The sequence below is a fragment of the Streptomyces sp. BBFR51 genome (genome assembly GCF_044591655.1).
GTDB lineage: Bacteria > Actinomycetota > Actinomycetes > Streptomycetales > Streptomycetaceae > Streptomyces.
The window spans coordinates 7,864,232-7,886,707 of sequence record NZ_CP172448.1 but is presented as its reverse complement, the minus strand read 5'-3'; the positions used below and the strand labels follow the sequence as shown (position 1 = coordinate 7,886,707).

Sequence of the window (22,476 nt, the reverse complement as noted above, 5' to 3'; positions counted from 1 at the left end):
AAAGGCACCGTCATGACATCTCACCCTGAAGCCGCGGCCCTGCTCGCCCGTTCCCATCGGCTCGGCGCCGATGCGCGCAACACCAACTACGCCGGCGGCAACGCGTCGGCGAAGGGCACCGAGACCGATCCCGTCACCGGGGGTGATGTGGAGCTGATGTGGGTCAAGGGGTCCGGTGGGGATCTCGGGACGCTCACCGAGGCGGGGCTCGCCGTGCTGCGGCTGGACCGGATGCGGGCGCTCAAGGGCGTCTACCCGGGCGTGGAGCGCGAGGACGAGATGGTCGCCGCCTTCGACTACTGCCTGCACGGCAAGGGCGGCGCCGCGCCCTCGATCGACACGGCGATGCACGGGCTCGTCGAGGCAGCCCACGTCGACCACCTCCACCCGGACTCGGGGATCGCGCTGGCCTGCGCGGCGGACGGCGAGAAGCTGACCGCCGAGTGCTTCGGCGACACCGTGGTGTGGGTGCCGTGGCGGCGGCCCGGTTTCCAGCTGGGGCTGGACATCGCGGCCGTCAAGGAGGCCAACCCGCAGGCGATCGGATGCGTGCTCGGCGGGCACGGCATCACCGCGTGGGGCGACACCTCCGAGGAGTGCGAGCGCAACTCGCTGCACATCATCCGCACCGCGGAGGCCTTCCTCGCCGAACGGGGGAAGGCCGAGCCGTTCGGACCGGTCGTCGACGGGTACGTGGCGCTGCCCGAGGCCGAGCGGCGGGAGCGGGCGGCGGCACTGGCGCCGTACGTCCGTGGCCTGGCCTCCCAGGACCGGCCGCAGGTCGGGCACTTCACCGACGCGGACGTGGTGCTGGACTTCCTCGCCCGCGCCGAGCACCCGCGGCTCGCCGCGCTCGGTACCTCCTGCCCCGACCACTTCCTGCGCACCAAGGTCCGGCCGCTGGTCCTCGACGTGGCGCCGGCCGCCCCGCCGGCCGAGGCCGTCGCCCGGCTGAAGGAGCTGCACGCCGCCTACCGCGAGGAGTACGCCGCCTACTACGAGCGGCACGCCGAGCCCGACTCCCCCGCGATGCGCGGCGCCGACCCGGCGATCGTGCTGGTACCGGGCGTGGGCATGTTCAGCTTCGGCAAGGACAAGCAGACCGCCCGGGTGGCCGGCGAGTTCTACGTCAACGCGATCAACGTGATGCGCGGGGCGGAGGCGGTGTCGTCCTACGCGCCGATCGAGGAGTCGGAGAAGTTCCGCATCGAGTACTGGGCGCTGGAGGAGGCCAAGCTCCAGCGGATGCCGAGGCCCAAGCCGCTGGCCACGCGTGTCGCCCTCGTGACCGGCGCGGGCAGCGGGATCGGGAAGGCGATCGCGCGGCGGCTGGCCGCCGAGGGCGCGTGCGTCGTCGTCGCCGACCTGAACGCCGAGAACGCGGCGGCAGTCGCCGAGGAGCTGGGCGGGGACGACAAGGCCGTCGCCGTGCGTGTCGACGTCACCTCCGAGGAGCAGATCGCCGAGGCGTTCAAGTCGGCCGTGCTCGCCTTCGGCGGGGTCGACCTGGTGGTCAACAACGCGGGGATCTCCATCTCCAAGCCGCTGCTCGAGACCACGGCCAAGGACTGGGACCTCCAGCACGACATCATGGCCCGGGGCTCCTTCCTCGTCTCGCGCGAGGCGGCCCGGGTGATGACGGCGCAGGAACTGGGCGGCGACATCGTCTACATCGCGTCGAAGAACGCCGTGTTCGCGGGCTCGAACAACATCGCCTACTCCGCCACCAAGGCCGACCAGGCGCACCAGGTGCGTCTCCTCGCCGCCGAGCTGGGCGAGCACGGCATCCGTGTCAACGGGGTCAACCCCGATGGCGTGGTGCGCGGTTCCGGGATCTTCGCGGGCGGCTGGGGCGCCAAGCGCGCGGCGGTGTACGGGGTTCCGGAGGAGAAGCTGGGCGAGTTCTACGCGCAGCGCACCCTGCTCAAGCGCGAGGTGCTGCCCGAGCACGTCGCGAACGCCGTGTTCGCGCTGACCGGCGGCGACCTGACCCACACCACCGGCCTGCACGTCCCGGTCGACGCCGGCGTCGCCGCCGCGTTCCTGCGATGAGCGGTGCCGTGGGCGTCAAGGCGTACGCCGCGGTCGACCTCGGCGCGTCCAGCGGGCGTGTCATGGTCGGCCGCGTCGACCCCGACCGGCTGGAGCTGACCGAGGCGCACCGGTTCGCCAACCGGCCCATCCGTACGCCCGACGGGCTGCGCTGGGACATCCTCGCGCTGTACGCCGGCGTGCTGGACGGACTGCGCGCGGCCGGCCAGGTGGACTCGGTCGGCGTCGACAGCTGGGCTGTGGACCATGGCCTGCTGGACGCGGACGGGGCGCTGCTCGGCAACCCCGTGCACTACCGCGACGCCCGCACCCAGGGCGTCGCGGAGAAGGTGTGGGCCACGCTGCCCGCCGCGGAGCTGTACGGGGCGACCGGGTTGCAGCACGCGCCCTTCAACACCCTGTACCAGCTCGTCGCCGCCCGCGGCACGGCCCAGTTCGCCGCCGCCCGGCGGCTGTTGCTGGTCCCCGACCTGCTGACCTACTGGCTGACCGGCGAGCAGGGCACGGAGCTGACCAACGCCTCCACCACCCAGCTGATCGACCCCCGCACCCGCGACTGGTCCCGCGAGGTCGCGGCCCGGCTGGGGATCGACCTCGGCCTGTTCGCGCCGCTGCGCCGGCCCGGCGACCCGGCGGGGCTGCTGCGGCCGGAGGTGCTGGAGGAGACGGGCCTGGCGGGACCGGTGCCGGTGACGGCGGTCGGTTCGCACGACACGGCCTCCGCGGTGGCCGCCGTACCGGCCTCCAACGAGCGGTTCGCGTACATCTGCACCGGCACCTGGTCGCTGGCCGGCCTCGAACTGACCGCTCCGGTGCTGACGGAGGAGAGCCGGGCCGCCAACTTCACCAACGAACTCGGCCTGGACGGCACGGTCCGCTATCTGCGCAACATCATGGGGCTGTGGCTGCTCCAGGAGTGCGTACGTGCCTGGGGCGAGGCCGATCTGGGCGCGCTGCTGCTCGAGGCGGCCCGGGTGCCGGCGCTTCGGTCGGTGGTGGACGCGGGTGACGCGGCGTTCCTCGCGCCGGGCCGGATGCCGGAGCGGATCGCCGAGGCGTGCCGTGCCTCGGGGCAGCCGGTGCCCCGGGCGCCCGCCGAGGTGACCCGCTGCATCCTCGACTCGCTGGCGCTGGCCCACCGCAGGGCCGTCCAGGACGCCCAGCGGCTGGCCGGGCACCCGGTGGACGTCGTGCACGTCGTGGGCGGGGGCACCCGCAACGCCCTGCTGTGCCAGCTGACCGCCGACGCCTGCGGGCTGCCGGTGGTGGCGGGCCCGACGGAGGCCGCCGCGCTCGGCAACGTCCTGGTGCAGGCCCGCGCCGACGGGCTGGTCGGCGACCTGACCGGGATGCGCCGACTGCTGACGCACACCCAGTCGTTGACCCGGTACCAGCCGCGCGGCGGCACGGCCCGCTGGCGGGCGGCCGAGGCCCGACTCGCCGACCGGTGAACCGGGTCTCCCCCGCGCCCGTCCCGGCGACTACCCTGCATTCATCATTCATCCGATGATCGAACCCATAGAACCCATAGAACCCATCGAACACGAGGAGCCGCGATGCGTGTCGCTCTGTTCCTGACCTGCGTCAACGACACGCTGTATCCGGACACCGGCCGTGCCGTGGTGAAGCTGCTCACCAGACTGGGTGTCGAGGTCGACTTCCCGATGGCCCAGACCTGTTGTGGGCAGGCGCACTACAACACCGGCTACCGGCACGAGGCCGAGCCGCTGGCCCGGCACTTCGCCGACGTCTTCGCCGACTACGACGCGGTCGTCACGCCCTCGGGCTCGTGCGGCGCCATGGTGCGGGAGTTGTATCCGCGGATGGGCGAGCGGGCGCGGGCCGAGGGGCGCGGGGACGCGCTCGCGGCCACGCTGGCGCCGGTGGTGCCCAAGACGTACGAGCTGACGGAGTTCCTGGTGGACGTGCTGGGCGTGACGGACGTGGGGGCGTACTACCCGCACACGGTGACGTACCACCCGACCTGCCACGGACTGCGGAGTCTGGGTCTGGGCGACAGGCCCCGGCGGCTCCTCGAGGCGGTCAAGGGGCTGGAGCTGGTGGAGTTGCCCGGTGCCGAGGAGTGCTGCGGCTTCGGCGGCACCTTCGCCGTGAAGAACTCCGACGTGTCGGCGGCGATGGGCGCGGACAAGGTGCGCAACGCCGAGTCCACGGGCGCGGAGGTGCTGTGCGCGGCCGACAACTCCTGTCTGATGCACATCGGCGGAACCATGACACGGCTGCGCTCGGGCATGCGGCCGGTGCACATCGCGGAGATCCTGGCGGGCACGGAGGAGGCGGCGGCCGTATGAGCGGGACGTATCTGGGGATGCCCGCCTTTCCCGAGGCGGCGCGGGAGGCGGTGGGCAACGCGACGCTGCGCGGCAATCTGCGCCACGCCACGCACACCATCCGGGACAAGCGGGCCCGCGCGGTGGCGGAGCTGGACGACTGGGCGGCGCTGCGCGAGGCCGGGAAGCAGATCAAGGACCACACGCTGCGCCATCTCGACCGGTATCTGGTGCAGGTGGAGGAGGCGGTCACGGCGGCCGGCGGGACCGTGCACTGGGCCGCCGACGCGGACGAGGCCAACGAGATCGTCGCCCGGCTGGTCGAGGAGGCCGACGGCGGTGACACGGGCGAGCGCGAGGTCGTCAAGGTCAAGTCGATGGCGACGCAGGAGATCGCTCTCAACGAGGCGCTGGAGGCCCGGGGCATCCACGCCTACGAGACCGATCTCGCCGAGCTGATCGTGCAGTTGGGCAAGGACCGGCCCTCGCACATCCTGGTGCCGGCCATCCACCGCAACCGCGGCGAGATCCGCGACATCTTCCGCGCCGAGATGAGCGAGTGGGGCCGTCCCGCGCCCGAGGACCTGCCCGACACTCCCGCGGAACTCGCCGAGGCGGCCCGGCTGCACCTGCGGGAGAAGTTCCTGCGGGCCAAGGTCGGCGTCTCGGGCGCCAACTTCGTGGTGGCGGAGACCGGCACGCTGGTGGTCGTGGAGTCCGAGGGCAACGGCCGGATGTGCCTGACCCTGCCCGAGACGCTGATCTCGGTCGTGGGGATCGAGAAGATCGTGCCGAGATGGCAGGACCTGGAGGTCTTCCTCCAGACCCTCCCCCGCTCCTCGACCGCCGAGCGCATGAACCCGTACACGTCCATGTGGACCGGCACCACCGACGAGGACGGTCCGCGCAACTTCCATCTGGTGCTGCTGGACAACGGCCGCACCGACACGCTCGCCGACGAGGTCGGCCGTCAGGCGCTGCGCTGCATCCGCTGCTCGGCCTGCCTGAACGTCTGCCCGGTGTACGAGCGGGCCGGCGGACACGCCTACGGCTCGGTGTACCCGGGCCCGATCGGCGCGATCCTGAGCCCTCAGCTGCGGGGCACGGGCAGCGACATCGACGCCTCCCTGCCGTACGCGTCCTCGCTGTGCGGCGCCTGCTACGAGGTGTGCCCGGTCGCCATCGACATCCCCGAGGTGCTGGTGCACCTGCGGGAGCGGGTGGTGCAGGGCGGGCCGGCCGTCCGGCACGGCAACCGGGTCGTCCTGAAGCCGGCGAAGGGACACGCCGCCGAGCGGGCGGCGATGCGGGCGGCGCAGTGGGCGTTCACGCACCCGGGCGCGCTGCGGACCGGCCAGCGGCTGGCGTCGCGCACCCGCCGCCTGCACCCGCGCACGCTGCCAGGCCCTGGCCGGGCGTGGAGCGGCAGCCGGGATCTTCCGGCGGTGCCCGCGGAGCCGTTCCGGGACTGGTGGCAGCGCACGCGCGGTGGGAAGGGCGGAGCGAAGTGAGCAGCAGGGAACGCATCCTGGGCCGGGTCCGGCGGGCGCTTGCGGACGTGCCGGGTGACGACACGCCGTACGAGGAGGCGGTCGCGCGGGACTATCTGCGCGAGCACGGGCGACGGACGGTCGCCGAGACGGTGGAGCTGCTCGCGGAGAACCTGGCGGACTACCGGGCGATCGTGCACCGGTGCGCGGACGGGCAGGTGCCCGAGTTGCTCGCCCGTCTCCTGTCCGCGCGCGGTGCGGGGAGCGTGGTGGTTCCCCCGGGGCTGCCGACGGCGTGGCTGGAGTCCGTCGACGCGACCCTCGTCCAGGACCTGGCGGCGAGTACGGCCCCGGAACTCGACCGGGTCGACAGCGTGGTCACCGGCTGTGCCGTCGCCGTCGCCGAGACCGGGACGATCGTCCTGGACGGCTCCCCCGATCAGGGCCGGCGCCGCATCACCCTCGTCCCCGACCACCACATCTGCGTCGTACGGGTGCCCGACCAGGTGGTCTCCTCCGTCCCGCAGGCCCTCGAACGCCTCGACCCGGCCCGCCCGTTGACGTGGATCTCCGGTCCGTCGGCGACCAGTGACATCGAGCTGGACCGGGTCGAGGGGGTGCACGGTCCGCGCACCCTGGAGGTGGTGCTGGTCGCGGGGTGAGTCACTGCGCTTCGGCGAGCCACGCTGTTCCGTCCGTCATGGCGATCATCGTGACGCATGCCGCCCGGGGGTGTCGCTGAGTACACCCCCCGATACGGGTTCTGCACCCAGTGTCACGCGGCCCCGCGCTCCGTAGCGTCTTCGACGAGGCTCCGCACAGGGCGTGGCCGCACGGAAGGTGATGACGATGTTCCGCTCCGGCGCACGCGGCGACCACGACCCGGGCCCCGCCCCCGAGGCCCTCCGGCTGGTCAAGGTGACCCGGACCTACGGCTCGGCGGAGAACGCCGTGACCGCCCTGGACGGCGTGACGCTGAGCCTGGGGCGCGGCACGTTCACCGCGGTGATGGGGCCGTCGGGCTCGGGCAAGTCCACGCTGCTGCAGTGCGCGGCGGGCCTGGACCGGCCGGACAGCGGCGTCGTCTGCGTGGACGGCAAGGAGCTGACCGGTGGCGGTGAGGCGGAGCTGACGAAGTTCCGGCGCGGCCGGGTCGGGTTCGTCTTCCAGCAGTACAACCTGCTGGAGACGCTGACGGTCGCCCAGAACACGGTGCTGCCGCTCAAGCTCGCGGGGCGGCGCGTGGACCGCCGGCGTGCCCGGGAGATCCTGACCACGGTCGGCCTCGGGGACCGGCTCGGCCACCGTCCCGACCAGCTCTCCGGCGGTCAGCGGCAGCGGGTGGCGATCGCCCGGGCCCTGGTCACCGAACCGAGGGTGATCTTCGCGGACGAGCCGACGGGCGCGCTGGACACACGCAGCGCGCGGCAGGTGATGCTGCTGCTCCAGGAGGCGGTGCGGGTGCATGGGCGGACGGTGGTGATGGTGACGCACGACCCGGTCGCCGCCTCGTACGCCGACTCGGTCGTCTTCCTCGCCGACGGCCGGCTGGCGGGGCGGATGGACGCGCCGTCGCCGGACGCGGTCGCGGAGCGGCTCGCGCACCTGGGCGACGACGTGCCGGCGGGGGTGTGAGCGATGTTCGTACTGGCTCTTCGGTCGATCCGGCGGCGCCCCGGACGGTTCCTCGCGACGCTGCTGTCCGCCTTCCTGGGGGCGGCCGTCGTCATGACGTTCAACTCGATGCACGACACGGCCGGGCAGGACGGCGTCGACCCGGTCAGCTCGGGGACGCTGGGCCTGGCGGCGGGGGTCGTCGGCGGTTACGGGACGCTGCTGGTGTTCTTCGCGGTGGCCTCGACGCTGACGGTCAACGTCCGGCAGCGCACCGCCGAGCTGGAGTTGCTGCGCTGCTCGGGGGCGACCCCGGCGCAGATCAAGCGGATGGTCGTGGGCGAGGCGTTGGCGGTGGCCCTGGTGGGCGCGGCGCTGGCGATCGGCCCGGCGATGCTCGGTGGACGGGCGCTGCTGGCGATGTTCCAGGACAGCGGCCAGGTGGCGGAGTCCGTCGACTACTCCTTCGGCCCGATCGCGCTGCTGAGTGGCGTGGACATCACGCTGCTGGCCTCGGCGGGCGCCGCGTTCCTGGCGGTGCGCCGGGTGACGCGGGGCAGCCGGGAGCGGGCCGGGGCGAAGCGTTTCGTGGCCTACGCCGCGCTGGCCACCGGTGCCGCGGGCTCCTGCTCCACCTTCCTGTTCTCCGCGACGGACGACGCGCTGATGGCGGCGCCCGCCTACGGGGCGATCCTGCTGTCGGTCGGTTTCGCGCTGCTGTCGCCGGGACTGCTGAAGGGTGTGCTGAACCGGCTGCCGCTGAGCGGCGCGAGCGGCTGGCTGGCGGTGCGCAACCTGCGTGAGCGGGCGAGTCATCTGGCCGGGATCCTGGTGTCGTTGATCCTGTTCACGGCGGTGTCGACGGTGACGGTCACGATGCAGGCGGTGGAGAGCGACGCGGTGAAGGCCTCGGGTCTGGTCAAGTCGGTCGACGCCAAGAACCTGGAGACGCTCAACCTCACGGTGGTCGGCATCATCGCGGTGTTCGTCTGTGTGATGCTGGTCAACTCGCTGTACGCGGCGACGACCTACCGCTCGCGTGAGTTCGGTCAGCAGCGGCTGGCGGGGGCGACGCCCGGGCAGGTGCTGGGCGTGGTCGGCGTCGAGAGCGTGATCCTCACGGTCACGGGGGTGTTCTTCGGCACGGTGGCCGCGCTGGCCGGTGTGGTGCCGTTCACCGTGGTCCGTACGGACGCGGTGCTGCCGGACCAGTTCCTCGGTGTGTGGCTCACGATGGTGTCGGTGACGGCGGCGGTGACGCTGGGGACGAGCCTCGGGACGGCCCGGCGGGTGCTGCGCACGCCGGCGGTCGGGGCGGTGACGCTGGCCGCGTGAGCGGACGGCAGGGGGAGGGACGGCCGTTGTGACGGTCGTCCCTCCCTTGCGCCGTTCGCGTGACAGCGGCGGTGAACAAGCGCTTGGATAGGGCGGGTAAGCGCTGCTGCCCGAGCTGGAGGCCCCCGGTGTTCACTTCCGTCGACGACGTCTCCGCGCGACTGGCCGAGACCGGCTATCTGGCGTCCCCGGCGGTCGCCACGACCGTCTTCCTCGCCGACCGCCTCGGCAAGCCGCTGCTGGTGGAGGGCCCGGCCGGGGTGGGCAAGACCGAACTGGCCAAGGCGGTCGCGCGGGTCGCGGACGCGCGGCTGGTGCGGCTCCAGTGCTACGAGGGCGTGGACGAGTCCCGGGCGCTGTACGAGTGGAACCACGCCAAGCAGCTGCTGCGGATCAGCGCGGGCCGCGACGAGAGCTGGGACGAGGCCCGGACGGACATCTTCGGCGAGGAGTTCCTGCTCACCCGACCGCTGCTGACCGCGATCCGCGGGGACGACCCCAAGGTGCTGCTGATCGACGAGACCGACAAGGCGGACGTGGAGGTCGAGGGGCTGCTCCTGGAGGTGCTCAGCGACTTCCAGGTGACCGTCCCGGAGCTGGGCACGATCAGCGCGACCCGCCGTCCCTTCGTCGTCCTCACCTCCAACGCGAGCCGTGAGCTCTCGGAGGCGCTGCGCCGGCGCTGCCTGTTCCTGCACATCGGGTTTCCCGAGGAGGAGCTGGAGCGGCGGATCGTGCGGCTGAAGGTGCCCGGACTCGACGAGGCCCTCGCCGCCTCACTGGTGCGGGTGGTGGGCGCCCTGCGCGCGATGGACCTGCGCAAGGTGCCCTCGGTCGCCGAGACGATCGACTGGGCCCGCACCCTGCTGGCGCTCGGCGCGGACACCCTGGAGGAGACCGTCGTGCGGGACACCCTCGGCGTCGTCCTCAAGCACCAGGACGACGTACTGAAGGCGGCGGCCAAGCTCGACCTGGACGCGCTGTGACCACCACCGGGGCGGGCCTGGCCGAGCGGCTGACGTCGCTGGTCGCGGCGCTGCGGGCGCACGGCGTCCGGATCGGCACCGGAGAGAGCGTGGACGCGGCGCGGGCGGTGGAGGCGCTCGGTCTCGCGGACCGGGAGCTGCTGCGGGAGGGCCTGGCGGCGACGCTGCTGCACTCGGCGGGACAGCGGCAGGTGTTCGACCCGGTCTTCGACCTGTACTTTCCACGCGGGGTCGGCGGCCCGGAGCCGGGGGCGGCCGACCGGGAGGAGCTGCGCGACCGGCTGGCCGCCGCGCTCGCCGACGACGACCGGACGCTGCTGGCGCGACTGGCCGGGGAGGCGGTGGACGGGTTCGGTTCCTACGGCTCCTCCGCCGGCTCGGACGGCTGGTCCGCGCACCAGACCCTGGACCGGCTCCGTCCGCAGACGCTGATGGCCCGGGTCCGCGACGGCGTGCGGGCCCGGGGCGGCGCTCCGGGGTTCACCGACCGGCTGCTGGAGGACGAGATCCGGGGCCGTATCGAGGCGTTCCGGCGGATGGTGGCGGCGGAGGCGCGGCGCCGGGTCGCCGAACGGCGGGGCCGGGACGAGGTCGCGCGCAGGGCGGTGGCCCCGACGCCCGACCGCGTCGACTTCCTGCTGGCCGGCAAGGCGCAGCTGGCCGAGCTGCGCCGGACGGTGCAGCCGCTGGCCCGCAAGCTCGCCACCCGCCTCGCGGCGCGCCGGCGCCGGGCCTCCCGCGGGAGCATCGATCTGCGGCGCACGCTGCGCGGCTCGCTGTCGACGGGCGGGGTGCCGATGAAGCCGGTGCTGCGCCGACGCCGTCCCGTGCGGCCCGAGCTGGTGCTGCTGTGCGACGTGTCGGGGTCGGTGGCGGGGTTCTCGGACTTCACCATGCTGCTGGTGCAGGCGCTGCACGAGCAGTTCACCAAGGTGCGGGTGTTCGCCTTCGTCAACCGGATCGACGAGGTGAGCGGCCTGCTCGTGCACGGCGCCGCCGACCCGGAGGGGCTGGGCACCCGTATCGGTGCCGAGGCGCGGCTGACGGGCTGGCACGGCAGCAGCGACTACGGCGTCGCGCTGGGCGAGTTCGCGGAGCGCTACGGCGACGCGGTCGGCCCGCGCACCACCGTCTTCGTGCTGGGCGACGCCCGTACGAACATGAGCGACCCGAACCTCGCCGCCCTGCGGCAGATCGCCGGGCGCTCCCGGCGCGTGTACTGGCTGAACCCGGAGCAGCGCTCCCGCTGGGGCACGGGTGACTCGGCCGCGCCCGTGTACGCCGAGCTGGTGGAGATGCACGAGTGCCGCGACGTCCGCCAACTCGGCGCGCTGGTGACCCGGCTGCTGCCGGTGTGACGAGACGCTAGTCGGCCTTGGCGTACTGCTTCGCCATGTCACCGGCGAAGTCGTACACGACGCACGGTCCGTCGCCGACGACCCAGGCGTCGTGGCCGGGCGAGCAGACGAAGACGTCGCCGGGGCCCACCTCGCTCTCGGCGCCGTCGTCCATGCGGACGTGCATGCGTCCCTCGACCACGTAGCAGTTGTGGTGGATCATGCAGCTGTCGGTGCCGGCGATCGGCGCCACGGACTCCGACCAGCGCCAGCCCGGTTCGAAGGTGGCGACGGCGAAGTCGAGTCCTTCCATGTGTACGGCCTCGATGTGCCCGCGGGGGAAATCGCGCCGCTCGTCGGGCTTGTCGAGCGTCTTTGCCTGCAACATGACGCTTCTCCTTTCCCTGGCCCCACCACTCCATCGTCCGCCTGTCAACTCGGCGGCGCCATCCGGGGGACGCGGGTGGTCAGGGGGGTGCGCCGCAGAGTTCCGCGAAGCGCGCGGCGTCCACGTTGCCGCCGGAGAGGATCACGCCGATCCGGCGGGGCGGGGCGTCGATCCGGCCGCTCAGGAGGGCGGCCAGCGGGGTGGCGCCGCTCGGTTCCAGGACGGTCTTCAGCCGTTCGAAGGCGAACCGCATGGCGTCCCGGATCTCGTCGTCCGAGACCAGCACGATGCCGTCGAGCAGCCGCCGGTTGAGGGAGAACGTCAGCTCGCCGGGGGTGGGCAGGGCCTGGCCGTCGGCGATGGTGCGCGGGACCGGGACGGTGACCCGCCGGCCGGCCGCGAGGGAGCGCCGGGTGTCGTCACCGGCCTCGGGTTCGACGCCGATCACCCGGGTGCCGGGGTGCAGGCCCTTGACCGCGGTGGCGCTGCCGGCGATCAGTCCGCCGCCGCCGACCGGTGCGATCAGCGCGTCCAGCGGACCGGTGTCCTCGAGGAGTTCGAGGGCGGCGGTGCCCTGCCCGGCGATGACGTGCGGGTGCTCGTAGGGCGGGATCAGGGTCAGCCCGCGTTCGGCGGCCAGGGCCTCGGCGACGGCGACGCGGTCGCCGGTGTAGCGGTCGTAGGTGACGATCTCGGCGCCGTAGCCGGCGGTGGCGTCCCGTTTGGAGGGCGGCGCGTCCTCGGGCATGACGATCACGGCCGTGGTGCCCAGTTCGCGGGCGGCCAGGGCGACGGCCTGGGCGTGGTTGCCGGAGGAGTAGGCGGCGATGCCGCGGGCCAGCTGCCGAGGAGTGAGGCGGGAGGCCGCGTTGTAGGCGCCGCGGAACTTGAAGGCGCCGACCCGCTGCTGGTTCTCGCACTTGAGGTGGACCTCGGCGCCGACGAGGGCGTCCAGGGTGCGCGAGCGGAGCACCGGGGTGCGGTGCGCGACACCCTTGATCCGGGCGGCGGCGGAACGGACGTCGTCGAGGGTGACCGGCGGGGTGGTGGTCGTCACGGGTGTCCTCAGGGGGTGTCGGCGGCCGGGCCGGGCACGGCGCGGGCCTGGGAGAGGTAGTGGTAGGCGGAGGCGCGGGAGATGCCGAGCCGGGCCGCGACGTGCTCGACCGAGCGGCGGACGGCGAACACGCCGCGTGCGTCCAGGTCGCGGAACAGCTCCAGGCGCCGGTCCCGGTCCAGCGCCGCCCAGCTGGTGTCCCGGCGCAGCGGATGGGCGTCCACGATGGCGTCGACCACCGCGTCGATGTCGTCGCCGAAGGTGGTGGCCGGCGGCTCGACGGGGATGCCGGCGGTCCCGGCGAGGGCGCCGAGCAGGGCGTGGGCCCGGTCGACCGCGGTGACGTCCAGGTTGACGCACAGGGCACCGAACACGGCGCCCGTGGAGTCGCGCAGCACCATGGTGGAGGACTTCAGCAGCGTGCCTTCGGCCGTGCGTGTGACGTAGTTCAGCTCGTCGCGCGCCTCGTCGCCGCGGGCCAGTACGCGCATGCCGATCTCGCTCATGGCCCCGCCCACCGTCCGTCCGGTGACCGATCCTGCGACGGCCACGACCGAGTGCTCGGGGTGCCGGTAGTCGTGCAGCACCGCCTCGCAGACCGGCCCGAACGTCGCGGCGATGCCCTCGACCACGGGGCGCAGCGCGGCGAGGACGGCGTCGCGTTCGGCCTCCGGCGCCGGTTCGCTCATCAGGGGCTCCTTGCTCGGACTCCAGGGAGGACAAGACTACACGTCCAGAGCCTAGACTGGCAGTCCAACGCTTGGCCGCGCAGGGCTTCCCGTTCTCACCCTCGCCCTCGCCTCCGCCCCCCACCCTCACCCTCCTCGCGGTCCTTTTTTCGCGGCGCCGGGTCTGGCACCCTTCCCGGCACCCCTCACTGTCCGAGACCCTCGTACGGAGGTCGTTCCGTCATGCCCAAGGACGCCAAGTCCCCGAAGAAGCTGCGCGACAACCGCGCCGCGCTCACGCACAAGGTCGGGTACGCACTGCGCCATCCCGAGCGCGTCGGCCCCTACGTCCGCCGGGCGGGCCGGGACGCGTGGCTGCGGATCAAGCACCCCGACCACGTCGGCTACTACCGGGCGGTGATGGCCTCCGACACCCGGCGCGACCCGCAGGCCGCGGTCGGCAGCCGGACCCACGACCGCTGGCTGGCGCTCGGCCGGATGCAGTTCGACTACCTGATCGAGCACGGGCTGCGCCCCGGGCACCGCATGCTCGACATCGGCTGCGGCAACCTGCGCGGCGGCTGGCGGTTCATCGACCACCTCGACGCCGGTCACTACTACGGCATCGACATCTCGCCGGACATCCTGATCGCCGCCAAGAAGACCCTGACCGAGCGCGGCCTCCAGGCCAAGCTGCCCCACCTGACCATCACCGGGGACCTCCGGCTGGAGTTCCTGCCCGACGACCACTTCGACGTCGTCCACGCCCACAGCGTCTTCTCGCACTCGCCGCTGAGCGTCGTCGACGAGTGCCTCCGGCACGTCGGCCGCGTCCTGACCGACACCGGGTTCTTCGACTTCACCTTCGACCGCACGGAGGGCACCGAGCACCAGGTGCTGCGCGAGGACTTCTACTACCGGACGGACACCCTGCTCACGCTGGCCGCCCAGCACGGTCTGCACGCGCGGTTCATGGAGGATTGGGAGAAGCGGCCGCACGGCCAGTCCAAGATCCGGGTCAGCCGATCGCCGCTGCCGCCGCTGCCGTAGGCCGCGTACCTCCTCCTGTGTGATCACTCCGCAAGCCCTGCCCGTTTCAGGCGTTTTGTCTGCTTAACATGCGGGGTCCGCGCATCCGGGGGCCACGCCGTCGCGCGACAGGTCCCCGGTACGGACAGCCACGCCCCGTACGAGAGGACACCAGATGGCGCCCACGGGCCGTCCCAGCGCACTGGCCGAGCACGCCTTCTCCCCGCACGACGCCGTGATGGGCGCCGCCGCCCGGCACCTCGGCCGCCGGCGCTTCCTCACGGTGACCGCGGCCGCCGCCGCGCTCGCCTTCTCCACCAACCTGCCGGCCCGCGGCGCGGTCGCCGCCCCCGAACGCGCCGCACGGATCAGCAAGGACCCCTTCACCCTGGGCGTCGCCTCCGGCGATCCGCTGCCGGACTCGGTGCTGCTGTGGACCAGGCTGGCGCCCGAGCCGTTCCTCGAGGACGGCGGGATGGGCACGGAGCGGGTCGCGGTCGAGTGGGAGATGGCTCTCGACGAGCACTTCGCGGCCGTCCTGTTCCGGGGCACCGCCGACGCCCACGCCGAGTACGCGCACAGCGTGCACGTCGACGTGAAGGGCCTGACACCCGGGACGGTCTACTACTACCGCTTCCGCGCCGGCGCCTGGCTCAGCCCCGCGGGCCGCACCCGCACCGCGCCCGCGGCGGGCAGCGCCACCTCGTCGCTGAAGCTCGCGGCGGTCGCCTGCCAGGCCTACATGGACGGCTACTACACCGTGCTGCGCCATGTCGCCCAGGACGACGTCGACGTGGTGTTCCACCTCGGCGACTACCTGTACGAGTACGCGGTCAACTCGGAGGGCGGGGAGCGCCGTTACACCGACATCACGCTGCCCGACGTGTTCAACCGCGAGACGATGACCCTCGCGGACTACCGGCTGCGCTACTCGCTCTACAAGGCCGACGACGACCTGCGGGCCGCGCATGCCGCGCACCCGTTCGTCGTCGCCTGGGACGACCACGAGACCGAGAACAACTACGCCGGCGGCATCCCGGAGAACGACATCCCGCCGGAGGAGTTCCTGCTGCGCCGGGCCGCCGCCTACCGCGCGTTCTGGGAGAACCAGCCGCTGCGCGCCGCCCAGCTGCCGCAGGGTCCCGACGCGCGGCTGTACCGCCGGCTGCACTGGGGCACGCTCGCGCAGTTCGACATCCTCGACACCCGCCAGTACCGCTCCGACCAGGCCTACGACGACCGGCCGCACGCTCCCGGAGCCGAGTCGGACGATCCGGCGCGCACCATCACCGGCGCCGCGCAGGAGCAGTGGCTGCTGGACGGCTGGAAGGGCTCGACCGCGCTGTGGAACGTGATGCCCCAGCAGGTCTGCTTCTCCCAGCGCAAGTTCGACGTGACGGCCGACGCCGCGCTCTCGATGGACGCCTGGGACGGCTATCGCGCCTCGCGCGACCGGGTCGTCGCCGGAGCGAAGGCCGCCGGCGTCGACAACTGGCTGATCCTCACCGGCGACGTGCACGTGGGCTACGCCCTCGACGTCAAGGAGGACTTCGACGACCCGGCGTCCGCCACCGTCGCCACCGAGGTCACCTGCACCTCGGTGGCCAGCGGCCGGGACGGCGTGGCGCAGCCCGCCAACTGGGACCTGTACCTGCGGGCCAACCCGCACATGAAGTTCTACAACGGCAACCGCGGCTACGTCCGGGCCGAACTCGGCCGCCTGGCGACCCACCTCGACTTCCGGACGGTCCCCGCCATCAGCACGCCCGGCGCCGCCGTCACCACGGCCGCGTCCTTCGTCACCGAGGCGGGCGAACCGGGACTGAAACCCGCCTGATCCCGGAACACGCGGCTGTACGCCCGCGTACTGCACTTGCCGCCCAAGGCGTCCCCCATCGCGGGAAAGAGGCGGGCCTCCCGCATCGCCGCGGATCTTTCCGGCAAGGCCTGTGACTTCGTCGCACTCACACCGTGTCCCACGGTCACCCACTGATCCCCGCTGTCTCGTACAGCCCTCGAAGGAGGCACATCGCATGGTCGGCAGACATGCCGCGCGCAGCCGCCGCGCAGCCCTGACCGCGCTCGGCGCCCTGGTCCTGACCGCACTCCCCTCGGCCGCGTCGGCCGCCCCGCCGCCCGCCCCCGGGCCGCAGCCCGCCGCCCGGACCACCGGCACCGGTGCTCCGCCGGCGCGGATGCTGCGCGCGATGGAGCGCGACCTGGGGCTGACGCCGAAGCAGGCGGCGGCCCGGCTGGTCAACGAGGCGGAGGCGGGCACCCGCGCGGGCATGCTGCGCAACACGCTGGGCGACCGCTTCGCGGGGGCCTGGGTCGACGGCGCGACCGCCGCCGAGCTGACCGTCGCCACCACCGACTCCGCGGACACCGCCGCCATCGAGGCCCAGGGCGCCAAGGCGGCCGTCGTCGGCAAGAACCTGGCCGAACTGCGCGCGGTCAAGGAGAAGCTGGACGCCGCCGCCGTCCGTACCCGGACCCGGCAGACGCCGGTCTGGTACGTCGACGTGAGGACCAACCGGGTCACGGTCCAGGCCACCAGCGAGTCGGCCGCGACCGCCTTCCTGGAGGCGGCCCGGGTGACCGGCCAGGGTGTGGGCGTCCGTGTCTCGCCGGACCAGCCGCGGGTGCTGGAGGACCTCGTGGGCGGTGACGCCTACTACATCAACGACCAGGCCCGCTGCTCCATCGGCTTCTCCGTCACCAAGGACGACCAGGAGGGCTTCGCCACGGCCGGGCACTGCGGCGACCCGGGCGCCACCACCACCGGGTTCAACGAGGCCGACCAGGGCACCTTCCAGGCCTCCACCTTCCCCGGCAAGGACATGGCCTGGGTGGGCGTCAACTCGGACTGGACCGCCACGCCGGACGTGAAGGCGCAGGACGGCGAGAAGATCCAGATCGCCGGGTCGGTGGAAGCGCTCGTGGGTGCCTCGGTGTGCCGTTCCGGCTCGACCACGGGGTGGCACTGCGGCACGGTCCAGCAGCACGACACGAGTGTCACCTACCCGGAGGGCACCGTCGACGGGCTCACCGAGACGACGGTGTGCGCCGAACCCGGCGACTCCGGCGGGCCGTTCGTCTCCGGGACCCAGGCGCAGGGCACCACGTCCGGCGGCTCCGGCGACTGCACGAACGGCGGGACCACCTTCTACCAGCCGATCAATCCGCTGCTCAGCGACTTCGGCCTCACCCTGAAGACCACCTCAGCCGCGGAGCAGACTCCCGCTCCGCAGGACAACGCGGCGGCGGACGCGTGGGCCGCGGGCCGCGTCTACGAGGTCGGCACCACCGTGTCCTACGACGGCGCGCGCTACCGGTGTCTGCAGAGCCACCAGGCGCAGGGCGTCGGGTCGCCGGCGAGCACGCCGGCCCTGTGGCAGCGGGTCTGACGGGCGGACGGACGGCCGCCCGGGTGCGGACGTACGGCGCGGGGCCGCTCGACGCGGCCCCGCGCCGACGCATGTCCCGCGCCCACGCGTGTCCCGCCGCTATCCGTCGGCGAGGAGCCCGTAGGCGGTGGCGATGAACGGGTCCCGGGCGCGGAACCGCCGGGAGCACACCGCGGCCAGGGCCGTGTCCGTGTCGGGCCGGAAGCCGAGGAAGGCCTGCTGGCCCAGGGTGGCGCCGCTGTGGAAGTACATCGGTCCGCCGTCCGTGGGGTGCCGGAACCATCCCACGGTGTGCACGTGGCGGTGCCCAAGTCCCCGCGCGAGCACCGGTACGCGTACCGCCCGCAGGGCGCCGGCTGCCGGTGAGCGGGCCGGGTCCAGGTGGGCCTCGAGGAAGGTGAGCAGGTCGTTCGGGGTGGACCGGACGGCTCCGGCCGCCTGGAAGCCGCCCGCGTCGAAGGCGGGCACGGGAGTGCGGCCGTCCTTGCGGTGCCCCACGGCGTCGGTCTCGGGACCCTCCGCGCGCAGGGCGGTACCGCTGAGGCCGAGCGCGCGCAGGACCTGACCGGTGATCAGGTCCTCCCAGGCGGTGCCGGTGGTCGCGGCGATCGCCTGGCCGAGCACGGAGACGCCGTAGTTGGAGTAGTGCCAGCGGGTTCCGGGGCGGTGCCGGGGCCGATGGCTCAGGAAGGCGTCGGTCAGCAGTTCGGCCGGGTAGCGGGCGTAGGGGTTGGTGCGCCAGGCGGACAGGCCCCGGCGCACGAAGTCGGCCGGCAGGGCGGGCAGCCCCGACGTGTGGGTGATGAGGTGGGCGAGCGTCACGGGGTGCGGGCCGGCGGGCCGGCCGGGGTCGAGGCAGGTGACGGCCGTCTCGCCGCCGGTGAGCACACCGCGCCGGATCAGGCGCGTCAGCAGCAGCGCGGTGAACGTCTTGGACGCCGACCCGATCTCGTAGCGCAGGTCCTCGCGGGGGACGGCGGGCGGCTCGGCGGTGCCGCCGCCGCACAGGACGCGCCGGCCGCGTCGGGAGACGGCGAAGACGACGTCGGGTGCGTCGCAGGCGTCGACGGCTGCGGCCAGCCGCTCGCGCAGCGCCGCCTCGTCGGCCGGTGCGGACACCGACGCAACGGACCGTGGCGGGGCGTACTCCTCCTCGTCGGCGGGTGCGCCCGGCCAGGGCGTGCGACGGCCCGTCACGACGCGGTGTGCGCCAGCTCGGTGAGCGCGCGGGACGTGGCCAGCAGGGAGGCGAAGGCGGCGACCAGCGTCGGGTGGTAGACCATGTCGAACACCGTGTCGGGGTCGCCCTCGGGCATCGTGCGTGCGGCGGGCATGGCGCCGTCGGGCTGCTGCGCGGCGGCGAAGCCCTGCCAGGCGGCCTCGTCGAGGGTGGGCCGGGGCAGACAGGCGTCCACGACGAGGAGTTCGCCGAGCAGGTCCCAGCGTTCGAGGTCCAGCCAGTCGTCGATCCAGACCGGGAGCCAGGTGGCGAGGTAGTCGGCGACGGAGGGCGGCAGCCCGCCGGGGTTCTCGCCCCAGTCGGTGAGGTGGAAGACCGTGTGCGTGATGTCGTACGCGGTGTGGCCCTCGACCGTCCACGGCTCGGGGGTGCCGGCCAGCCAGGTGGTGGCGACCAGGTCGGCCTCGGGCGGCCGTGCGGTCAGGCCGAAGCGGCGCTGGAAGGCGGACAGGCCCAGGCGCCGGGTCGGCGTCACCGGGAAGCGCGTCCAGCTGTCCAGCCGGTGGTTGAGGAGCGTGGCCCGTTCCACCTCGGGCTGGCTGTAGCCCAGTTCCCTGAACGGCAGGTACACCTCGAAGGGGACGGGCGAGAAGGGCTCGACGCGCTGGCCGCGCACCAGCATGCGGCCGCCGTCCAGGGTCTCGCGCCAGGTGTGGTCGAGCAGTTGGCGTGCGAGCTGGGCCTGCCGGGATCCGGCGACGCCCTCGCGGAAGAGCACCGTGCAGATGAGGGCGAGTTCGCCGATCGGCTTGAAGCGCTCCAGGAAACCGATCTCGGGGTCCACGTCCGGCTCCAGCCGGAAGCCGTCGCGGTGGGCCCACAGCCACTCCAGGGCACCGGCTCCGACGCGGTGGATCAGGCGGGTGTCCGTCATCCCGGCACTCCTTGTCCGGCGTGTTGTCCGGCGTCCCGCGTCCCCCGCGGACGCGCGGTGGCGAGGGACGCGGCGAACGCGGCCATCAGGGTGGAGTGGTAGCAGTCGGTGAAGTCGTAGGGGTCCGGTCCCGGGTCCGCCCCGGCGGCGTCCTGGGCGGCGCCCTCCTCGGGGACCGCGCCGGAGATGTCCTGGGCGGCCGCGACCCGGTGCCAGGCGTCCTCGAGGACGGCCGGCCCGGGCGGGCGCGGCAGGCTCGCCGCCACCGCCAGCAGCTCACAGCTGAGGTCCCACATCCGGGCCTCCAGGCAGGTGTCGAGCCAGGGCGGCAGCCAGTGCAGCAGATAGTCCGCCAGGTCCGCCGGCACACCCTGGGCGGCGCGCCCCCACTCGGTGAGGTGGAAGACGACGTGGGTCAGCGCGTAACCGGCCGCGCGTTCGAAGGTCCACGGTTCCGGCAGGCCGCCCAGCCAGGTGCGGCCCAGTGCCTGCGGGACGTGCCCGTGCGGGTGGATGCCGCTGCGCCGCTCGGCCTCGATCACACCGAGCCGGCGGGTGGGGTACTGCTCGGTCAGCCGCCAGCCTCGGGTGCGGGCCACGACGGCGGCGGACGCCTCGTAGCCGGGGTGCCGGAATCCGGCGGAGGCGAAGGCGGCGTACACCTCCAGCGGGTAGGTGGCGAACGGTTCGAGCGACTGCATGAGCGGGAAGAGTTCGCCCCGGTGGGTCTGCTGCCAGGCGAAGTCCAGCAGCTCGGACACGCGGGTGTGCAGCGGGTCCCCGGGTGGGGTGCACAGGGAGACGGACGCGCAGACCTGGGTCAGCTCGCCCAGGGGTTTCCACGTCCGGTTGACCTGGCCGTCGGCCGCCAGCGCGTCGTCGCCGAGCGCGAAGCGGTCGCGGTGGGCCCACACCCAATCCAGTGCGGCCTCCTCGACCTCCTCGACGTCACGGACGCTCACAGGAGGACTCCGGCCGGCATCAGCCTCGCCGCCTCCAGTTGCAGGGCCACCCGCGGGTCCGAGCCGCCCATGAGGCGTACGAAGTCGAGGCCCGCCTCGAGGCCGAGGGTGTCGGGCACGCCGTCGAGCAGTGTGAGCCAGCGTCCGGCGCCGGCCGCCTGCTGCCAGTCGCGGCGGCGTACCGCCCGTACGAAGCCGCGGGCGACGTCCACGGGACGGCGGCGTGCCGCACGGGTCACGGCGCACTCCTCGCCGGGCAGCGCGAGCGGGGCGAGGACGGCGAGCTGGTGGGTCAGGAACTGCCAGCCGGCGTCGTCGAGCCAGTCGGCGCCGGGTTCGGCGCCCGGCTCGTCGGCGAGCGGGCCGGTCAGGGGCTGTTCGGTCCGGCGCAGGGCGCGGGCCATGGCCCAGTGGCTCCATACGACGGTGGGTGCCGCGTCTTCGCGCGGCGGATGGGCCGCCACGGCGTCCTTGAACACGGCGAGTTGTGCGGGGTCGGGGGGAACGCGCAACAGGACGCCGGGCAACAGCGTGTCGGCGCCCAGAACGCGTACCGCCGCCCGTGCGACGCCCTCGCCGGCGCCGCCTCCCGTCAGGGTGCTCCCCGCTCGCACGTGGTCTCCGCTCCGAAGAGCGGAGACCACGTCGGAAGCGAGTTCCAGCACCGTTCCCTGTAGCAGGGCCGACGTGCTCGACTGCTCCATCTCATTGCTCCCGTCGGTCCGTCAGCCCTTCTTCGGGCGCGGGGTCGGGGGCGAGAGCAGCAGGCTGGTGCCTCCGGACTGCAGGGCGAGCGCGGCGCACTCGCGGCTGTCGCGGAAGACTCCGTCGGGCTCGGCGGGGTCGAGTGCCGCGTCGATGTCGATGTTCTCGGTGCGGGTGACTTCCTCGAGCACCTTGTCCTTGGAAGGCATTTCACCATCTCCCTCTGGTAGCCAAATGGCCTTCACACCCAAGGGTGTCCGGGAAGTCACAAAGCATGCCTCTCTTCTCAAAATTCTCAGAAGATAACTTCTTCAACAAATCGGGCAGGCGTCATGCCCGGCGCAGGCGCCAGACGTTGTCCTCGCGGAAACCTTCGAGGCCGTCCGGCGAGACGCTCGGCCGGCGGACGGTACGGCTGGTCTCGACGGTCCACTCGCCCTGCGGCAGGGCGAGTTCGGCGAGGACGCCCTCCAGGGTGGGGAAGACCGCGTCGAAGGGCGGTTCGGTCTGCCAGGAGGGCCAGCCGGCGTGCATGACGAGGAGCAGGGAGCCCCCGTCCGCCACGGCCCGCGCGGCGGCGTCCAGGACGGCCCGCTGGTCGAGCGCGACCGGGGACTGCAGGTAGTGGGCGCTCACCAGGTCGAAGGAACCCCCGGGGAACGACCGTCCCAGCTCATGACGTTCCCAGGCGACGCGGTCACCGACCCCGGCCTCGGCGGCGTGCCCGGCGGCGCGTTCCAGCGCGGTGGCGGAGATGTCCACGCCGGTGACCCGCCAGCCCCGCGAGGCCAGCCACACGGCGTCCGCCCCTTCGCCGCAGCCGAGGTCCAGCGCTCTGCCGGGCGCCAGGTCGCTCGCCTCGCGGACCAGCAGTTCGTTGGGGCGCCCGCTCCAGACGCGGTCGGTGTCCCGGTAGCGGGCTTCCCAGAACTCCGCGGCGGGAGCCTGCGCGGGGGTGTCGGTCATGGTGCCTCCTGGGGCGGGCGCGGTCGGCTGCTCGGCGGGCGCACGACGGTCCGCGCGCCCCGCGTGCAGGCTGCA

General features: G+C 73.2%; 21 protein-coding genes. 12 read left to right on the top strand and 9 right to left on the bottom strand.

The features are described from left to right. The first annotated feature begins 12 nt into the window (after nucleotides 1-12). The 9 genes from ACGH7X_RS35780 to ACGH7X_RS35740 all read left to right on the top strand — a co-directional run bounded on the left by ACGH7X_RS35780 (nucleotide 13) and on the right by ACGH7X_RS35740 (nucleotide 11,126). Entirely contained in the window at nucleotides 13-2,052 is a 2,040-nt protein-coding gene (locus ACGH7X_RS35780) for a bifunctional aldolase/short-chain dehydrogenase (RefSeq protein WP_399893632.1), read from the top strand. Further along, the gene (locus ACGH7X_RS35775) at nucleotides 2,049-3,503 is read left to right on the top strand and encodes a rhamnulokinase family protein (protein WP_399893629.1); all 1,455 of its coding nucleotides are present in this window, start codon (nucleotides 2,049-2,051) and stop codon (nucleotides 3,501-3,503) included. The genes ACGH7X_RS35780 and ACGH7X_RS35775 overlap by 4 nt, the downstream gene beginning before the upstream one ends. A 105-nt stretch (nucleotides 3,504-3,608) precedes the next feature. Beyond that, nucleotides 3,609-4,364, top strand: coding sequence for a (Fe-S)-binding protein (locus ACGH7X_RS35770; protein ID WP_399893627.1), 756 nt, complete (start codon nucleotides 3,609-3,611; stop codon nucleotides 4,362-4,364). Next, complete coding sequence (locus ACGH7X_RS35765) at nucleotides 4,361-5,854, top strand: lactate utilization protein B (RefSeq protein ID WP_399893624.1); 1,494 nt, start codon at nucleotides 4,361-4,363, stop codon at nucleotides 5,852-5,854. The genes ACGH7X_RS35770 and ACGH7X_RS35765 overlap by 4 nt, the downstream gene beginning before the upstream one ends. Beyond that, nucleotides 5,851-6,495, top strand: coding sequence for a lactate utilization protein C (locus ACGH7X_RS35760; RefSeq protein WP_399893621.1), 645 nt, complete (start codon nucleotides 5,851-5,853; stop codon nucleotides 6,493-6,495). The genes ACGH7X_RS35765 and ACGH7X_RS35760 overlap by 4 nt, the downstream gene beginning before the upstream one ends. Before the next feature lie 181 nt (nucleotides 6,496-6,676). Further along, nucleotides 6,677-7,468, top strand: coding sequence for an ABC transporter ATP-binding protein (locus ACGH7X_RS35755; RefSeq protein WP_399897575.1), 792 nt, complete (start codon nucleotides 6,677-6,679; stop codon nucleotides 7,466-7,468). A 3-nt stretch (nucleotides 7,469-7,471) separates the two neighbouring features. Next, nucleotides 7,472-8,782: an FtsX-like permease family protein gene (locus ACGH7X_RS35750; RefSeq protein ID WP_399893619.1), complete on the top strand. Its 1,311-nt coding sequence runs from the start codon at nucleotides 7,472-7,474 to the stop codon at nucleotides 8,780-8,782. A gap of 128 nt (nucleotides 8,783-8,910) precedes the next feature. Next, a complete protein-coding gene (locus tag ACGH7X_RS35745) occupies nucleotides 8,911-9,768 on the top strand; it encodes an AAA family ATPase (RefSeq protein WP_399893616.1) in 858 nt (285 codons plus the stop codon). After that, nucleotides 9,765-11,126, top strand: a complete 1,362-nt coding sequence (locus tag ACGH7X_RS35740) for a VWA domain-containing protein (protein WP_399893614.1) — start codon at nucleotides 9,765-9,767, stop codon at nucleotides 11,124-11,126. The genes ACGH7X_RS35745 and ACGH7X_RS35740 overlap by 4 nt, the downstream gene beginning before the upstream one ends. Before the next feature lie 7 nt (nucleotides 11,127-11,133). Here ACGH7X_RS35740 and ACGH7X_RS35735 read toward each other — a convergent pair whose 3' ends face one another. From ACGH7X_RS35735 to ACGH7X_RS35725, 3 genes are all read right to left on the bottom strand, one after another. Next, the gene (locus tag ACGH7X_RS35735) at nucleotides 11,134-11,493 is read right to left on the bottom strand and encodes a cupin domain-containing protein (protein WP_399893611.1); all 360 of its coding nucleotides are present in this window, start codon (nucleotides 11,491-11,493) and stop codon (nucleotides 11,134-11,136) included. A gap of 79 nt (nucleotides 11,494-11,572) precedes the next feature. Beyond that, a complete protein-coding gene (locus ACGH7X_RS35730) occupies nucleotides 11,573-12,550 on the bottom strand; it encodes a threonine/serine dehydratase (protein ID WP_399893608.1) in 978 nt (325 codons plus the stop codon). 8 nt (nucleotides 12,551-12,558) lie between these two features. Continuing rightward, nucleotides 12,559-13,239, bottom strand: coding sequence for a transcriptional regulator (locus tag ACGH7X_RS35725; protein WP_399893606.1), 681 nt, complete (start codon nucleotides 13,237-13,239; stop codon nucleotides 12,559-12,561). 222 nt (nucleotides 13,240-13,461) lie between these two features. Here ACGH7X_RS35725 and ACGH7X_RS35720 point away from each other — a divergent pair, with 222 nt between their 5' ends. The 3 genes from ACGH7X_RS35720 (at nucleotide 13,462) to ACGH7X_RS35710 (ending at nucleotide 17,654) form a co-directional block, all read left to right on the top strand. Beyond that, nucleotides 13,462-14,268, top strand: coding sequence for a class I SAM-dependent DNA methyltransferase (locus ACGH7X_RS35720; protein ID WP_399893603.1), 807 nt, complete (start codon nucleotides 13,462-13,464; stop codon nucleotides 14,266-14,268). A gap of 154 nt (nucleotides 14,269-14,422) precedes the next feature. After that, nucleotides 14,423-16,084: an alkaline phosphatase D family protein gene (locus tag ACGH7X_RS35715; protein ID WP_399893601.1), complete on the top strand. Its 1,662-nt coding sequence runs from the start codon at nucleotides 14,423-14,425 to the stop codon at nucleotides 16,082-16,084. 196 nt (nucleotides 16,085-16,280) lie between these two features. Beyond that, the gene (locus tag ACGH7X_RS35710) at nucleotides 16,281-17,654 is read left to right on the top strand and encodes a trypsin-like serine protease (RefSeq protein WP_399893598.1); all 1,374 of its coding nucleotides are present in this window, start codon (nucleotides 16,281-16,283) and stop codon (nucleotides 17,652-17,654) included. Between the two features lie 99 nt (nucleotides 17,655-17,753). Here ACGH7X_RS35710 and ACGH7X_RS35705 read toward each other — a convergent pair whose 3' ends face one another. From ACGH7X_RS35705 to ACGH7X_RS35680, 6 genes are all read right to left on the bottom strand, one after another. After that, complete coding sequence (locus ACGH7X_RS35705; protein WP_399893595.1) at nucleotides 17,754-18,851, bottom strand: serine hydrolase domain-containing protein; 1,098 nt, start codon at nucleotides 18,849-18,851, stop codon at nucleotides 17,754-17,756. Then, nucleotides 18,848-19,768, bottom strand: coding sequence for a DUF6895 family protein (locus tag ACGH7X_RS35700; RefSeq protein ID WP_399893593.1), 921 nt, complete (start codon nucleotides 19,766-19,768; stop codon nucleotides 18,848-18,850). Before ACGH7X_RS35700 ends, ACGH7X_RS35705 begins: the two co-directional genes overlap by 4 nt. Then, nucleotides 19,765-20,730: a DUF6895 family protein gene (locus ACGH7X_RS35695; RefSeq protein WP_399893590.1), complete on the bottom strand. Its 966-nt coding sequence runs from the start codon at nucleotides 20,728-20,730 to the stop codon at nucleotides 19,765-19,767. Before ACGH7X_RS35695 ends, ACGH7X_RS35700 begins: the two co-directional genes overlap by 4 nt. Next, nucleotides 20,727-21,434: a hypothetical protein gene (locus ACGH7X_RS35690; RefSeq protein WP_399893587.1), complete on the bottom strand. Its 708-nt coding sequence runs from the start codon at nucleotides 21,432-21,434 to the stop codon at nucleotides 20,727-20,729. The genes ACGH7X_RS35695 and ACGH7X_RS35690 overlap by 4 nt, the downstream gene beginning before the upstream one ends. A 21-nt stretch (nucleotides 21,435-21,455) precedes the next feature. Then, nucleotides 21,456-21,644: a hypothetical protein gene (locus ACGH7X_RS35685; protein ID WP_003978025.1), complete on the bottom strand. Its 189-nt coding sequence runs from the start codon at nucleotides 21,642-21,644 to the stop codon at nucleotides 21,456-21,458. Between the two features lie 121 nt (nucleotides 21,645-21,765). Continuing rightward, the gene (locus tag ACGH7X_RS35680) at nucleotides 21,766-22,401 is read right to left on the bottom strand and encodes a class I SAM-dependent methyltransferase (RefSeq protein WP_399893584.1); all 636 of its coding nucleotides are present in this window, start codon (nucleotides 22,399-22,401) and stop codon (nucleotides 21,766-21,768) included. Between the last annotated feature and the right edge of the window lie 75 nt (nucleotides 22,402-22,476).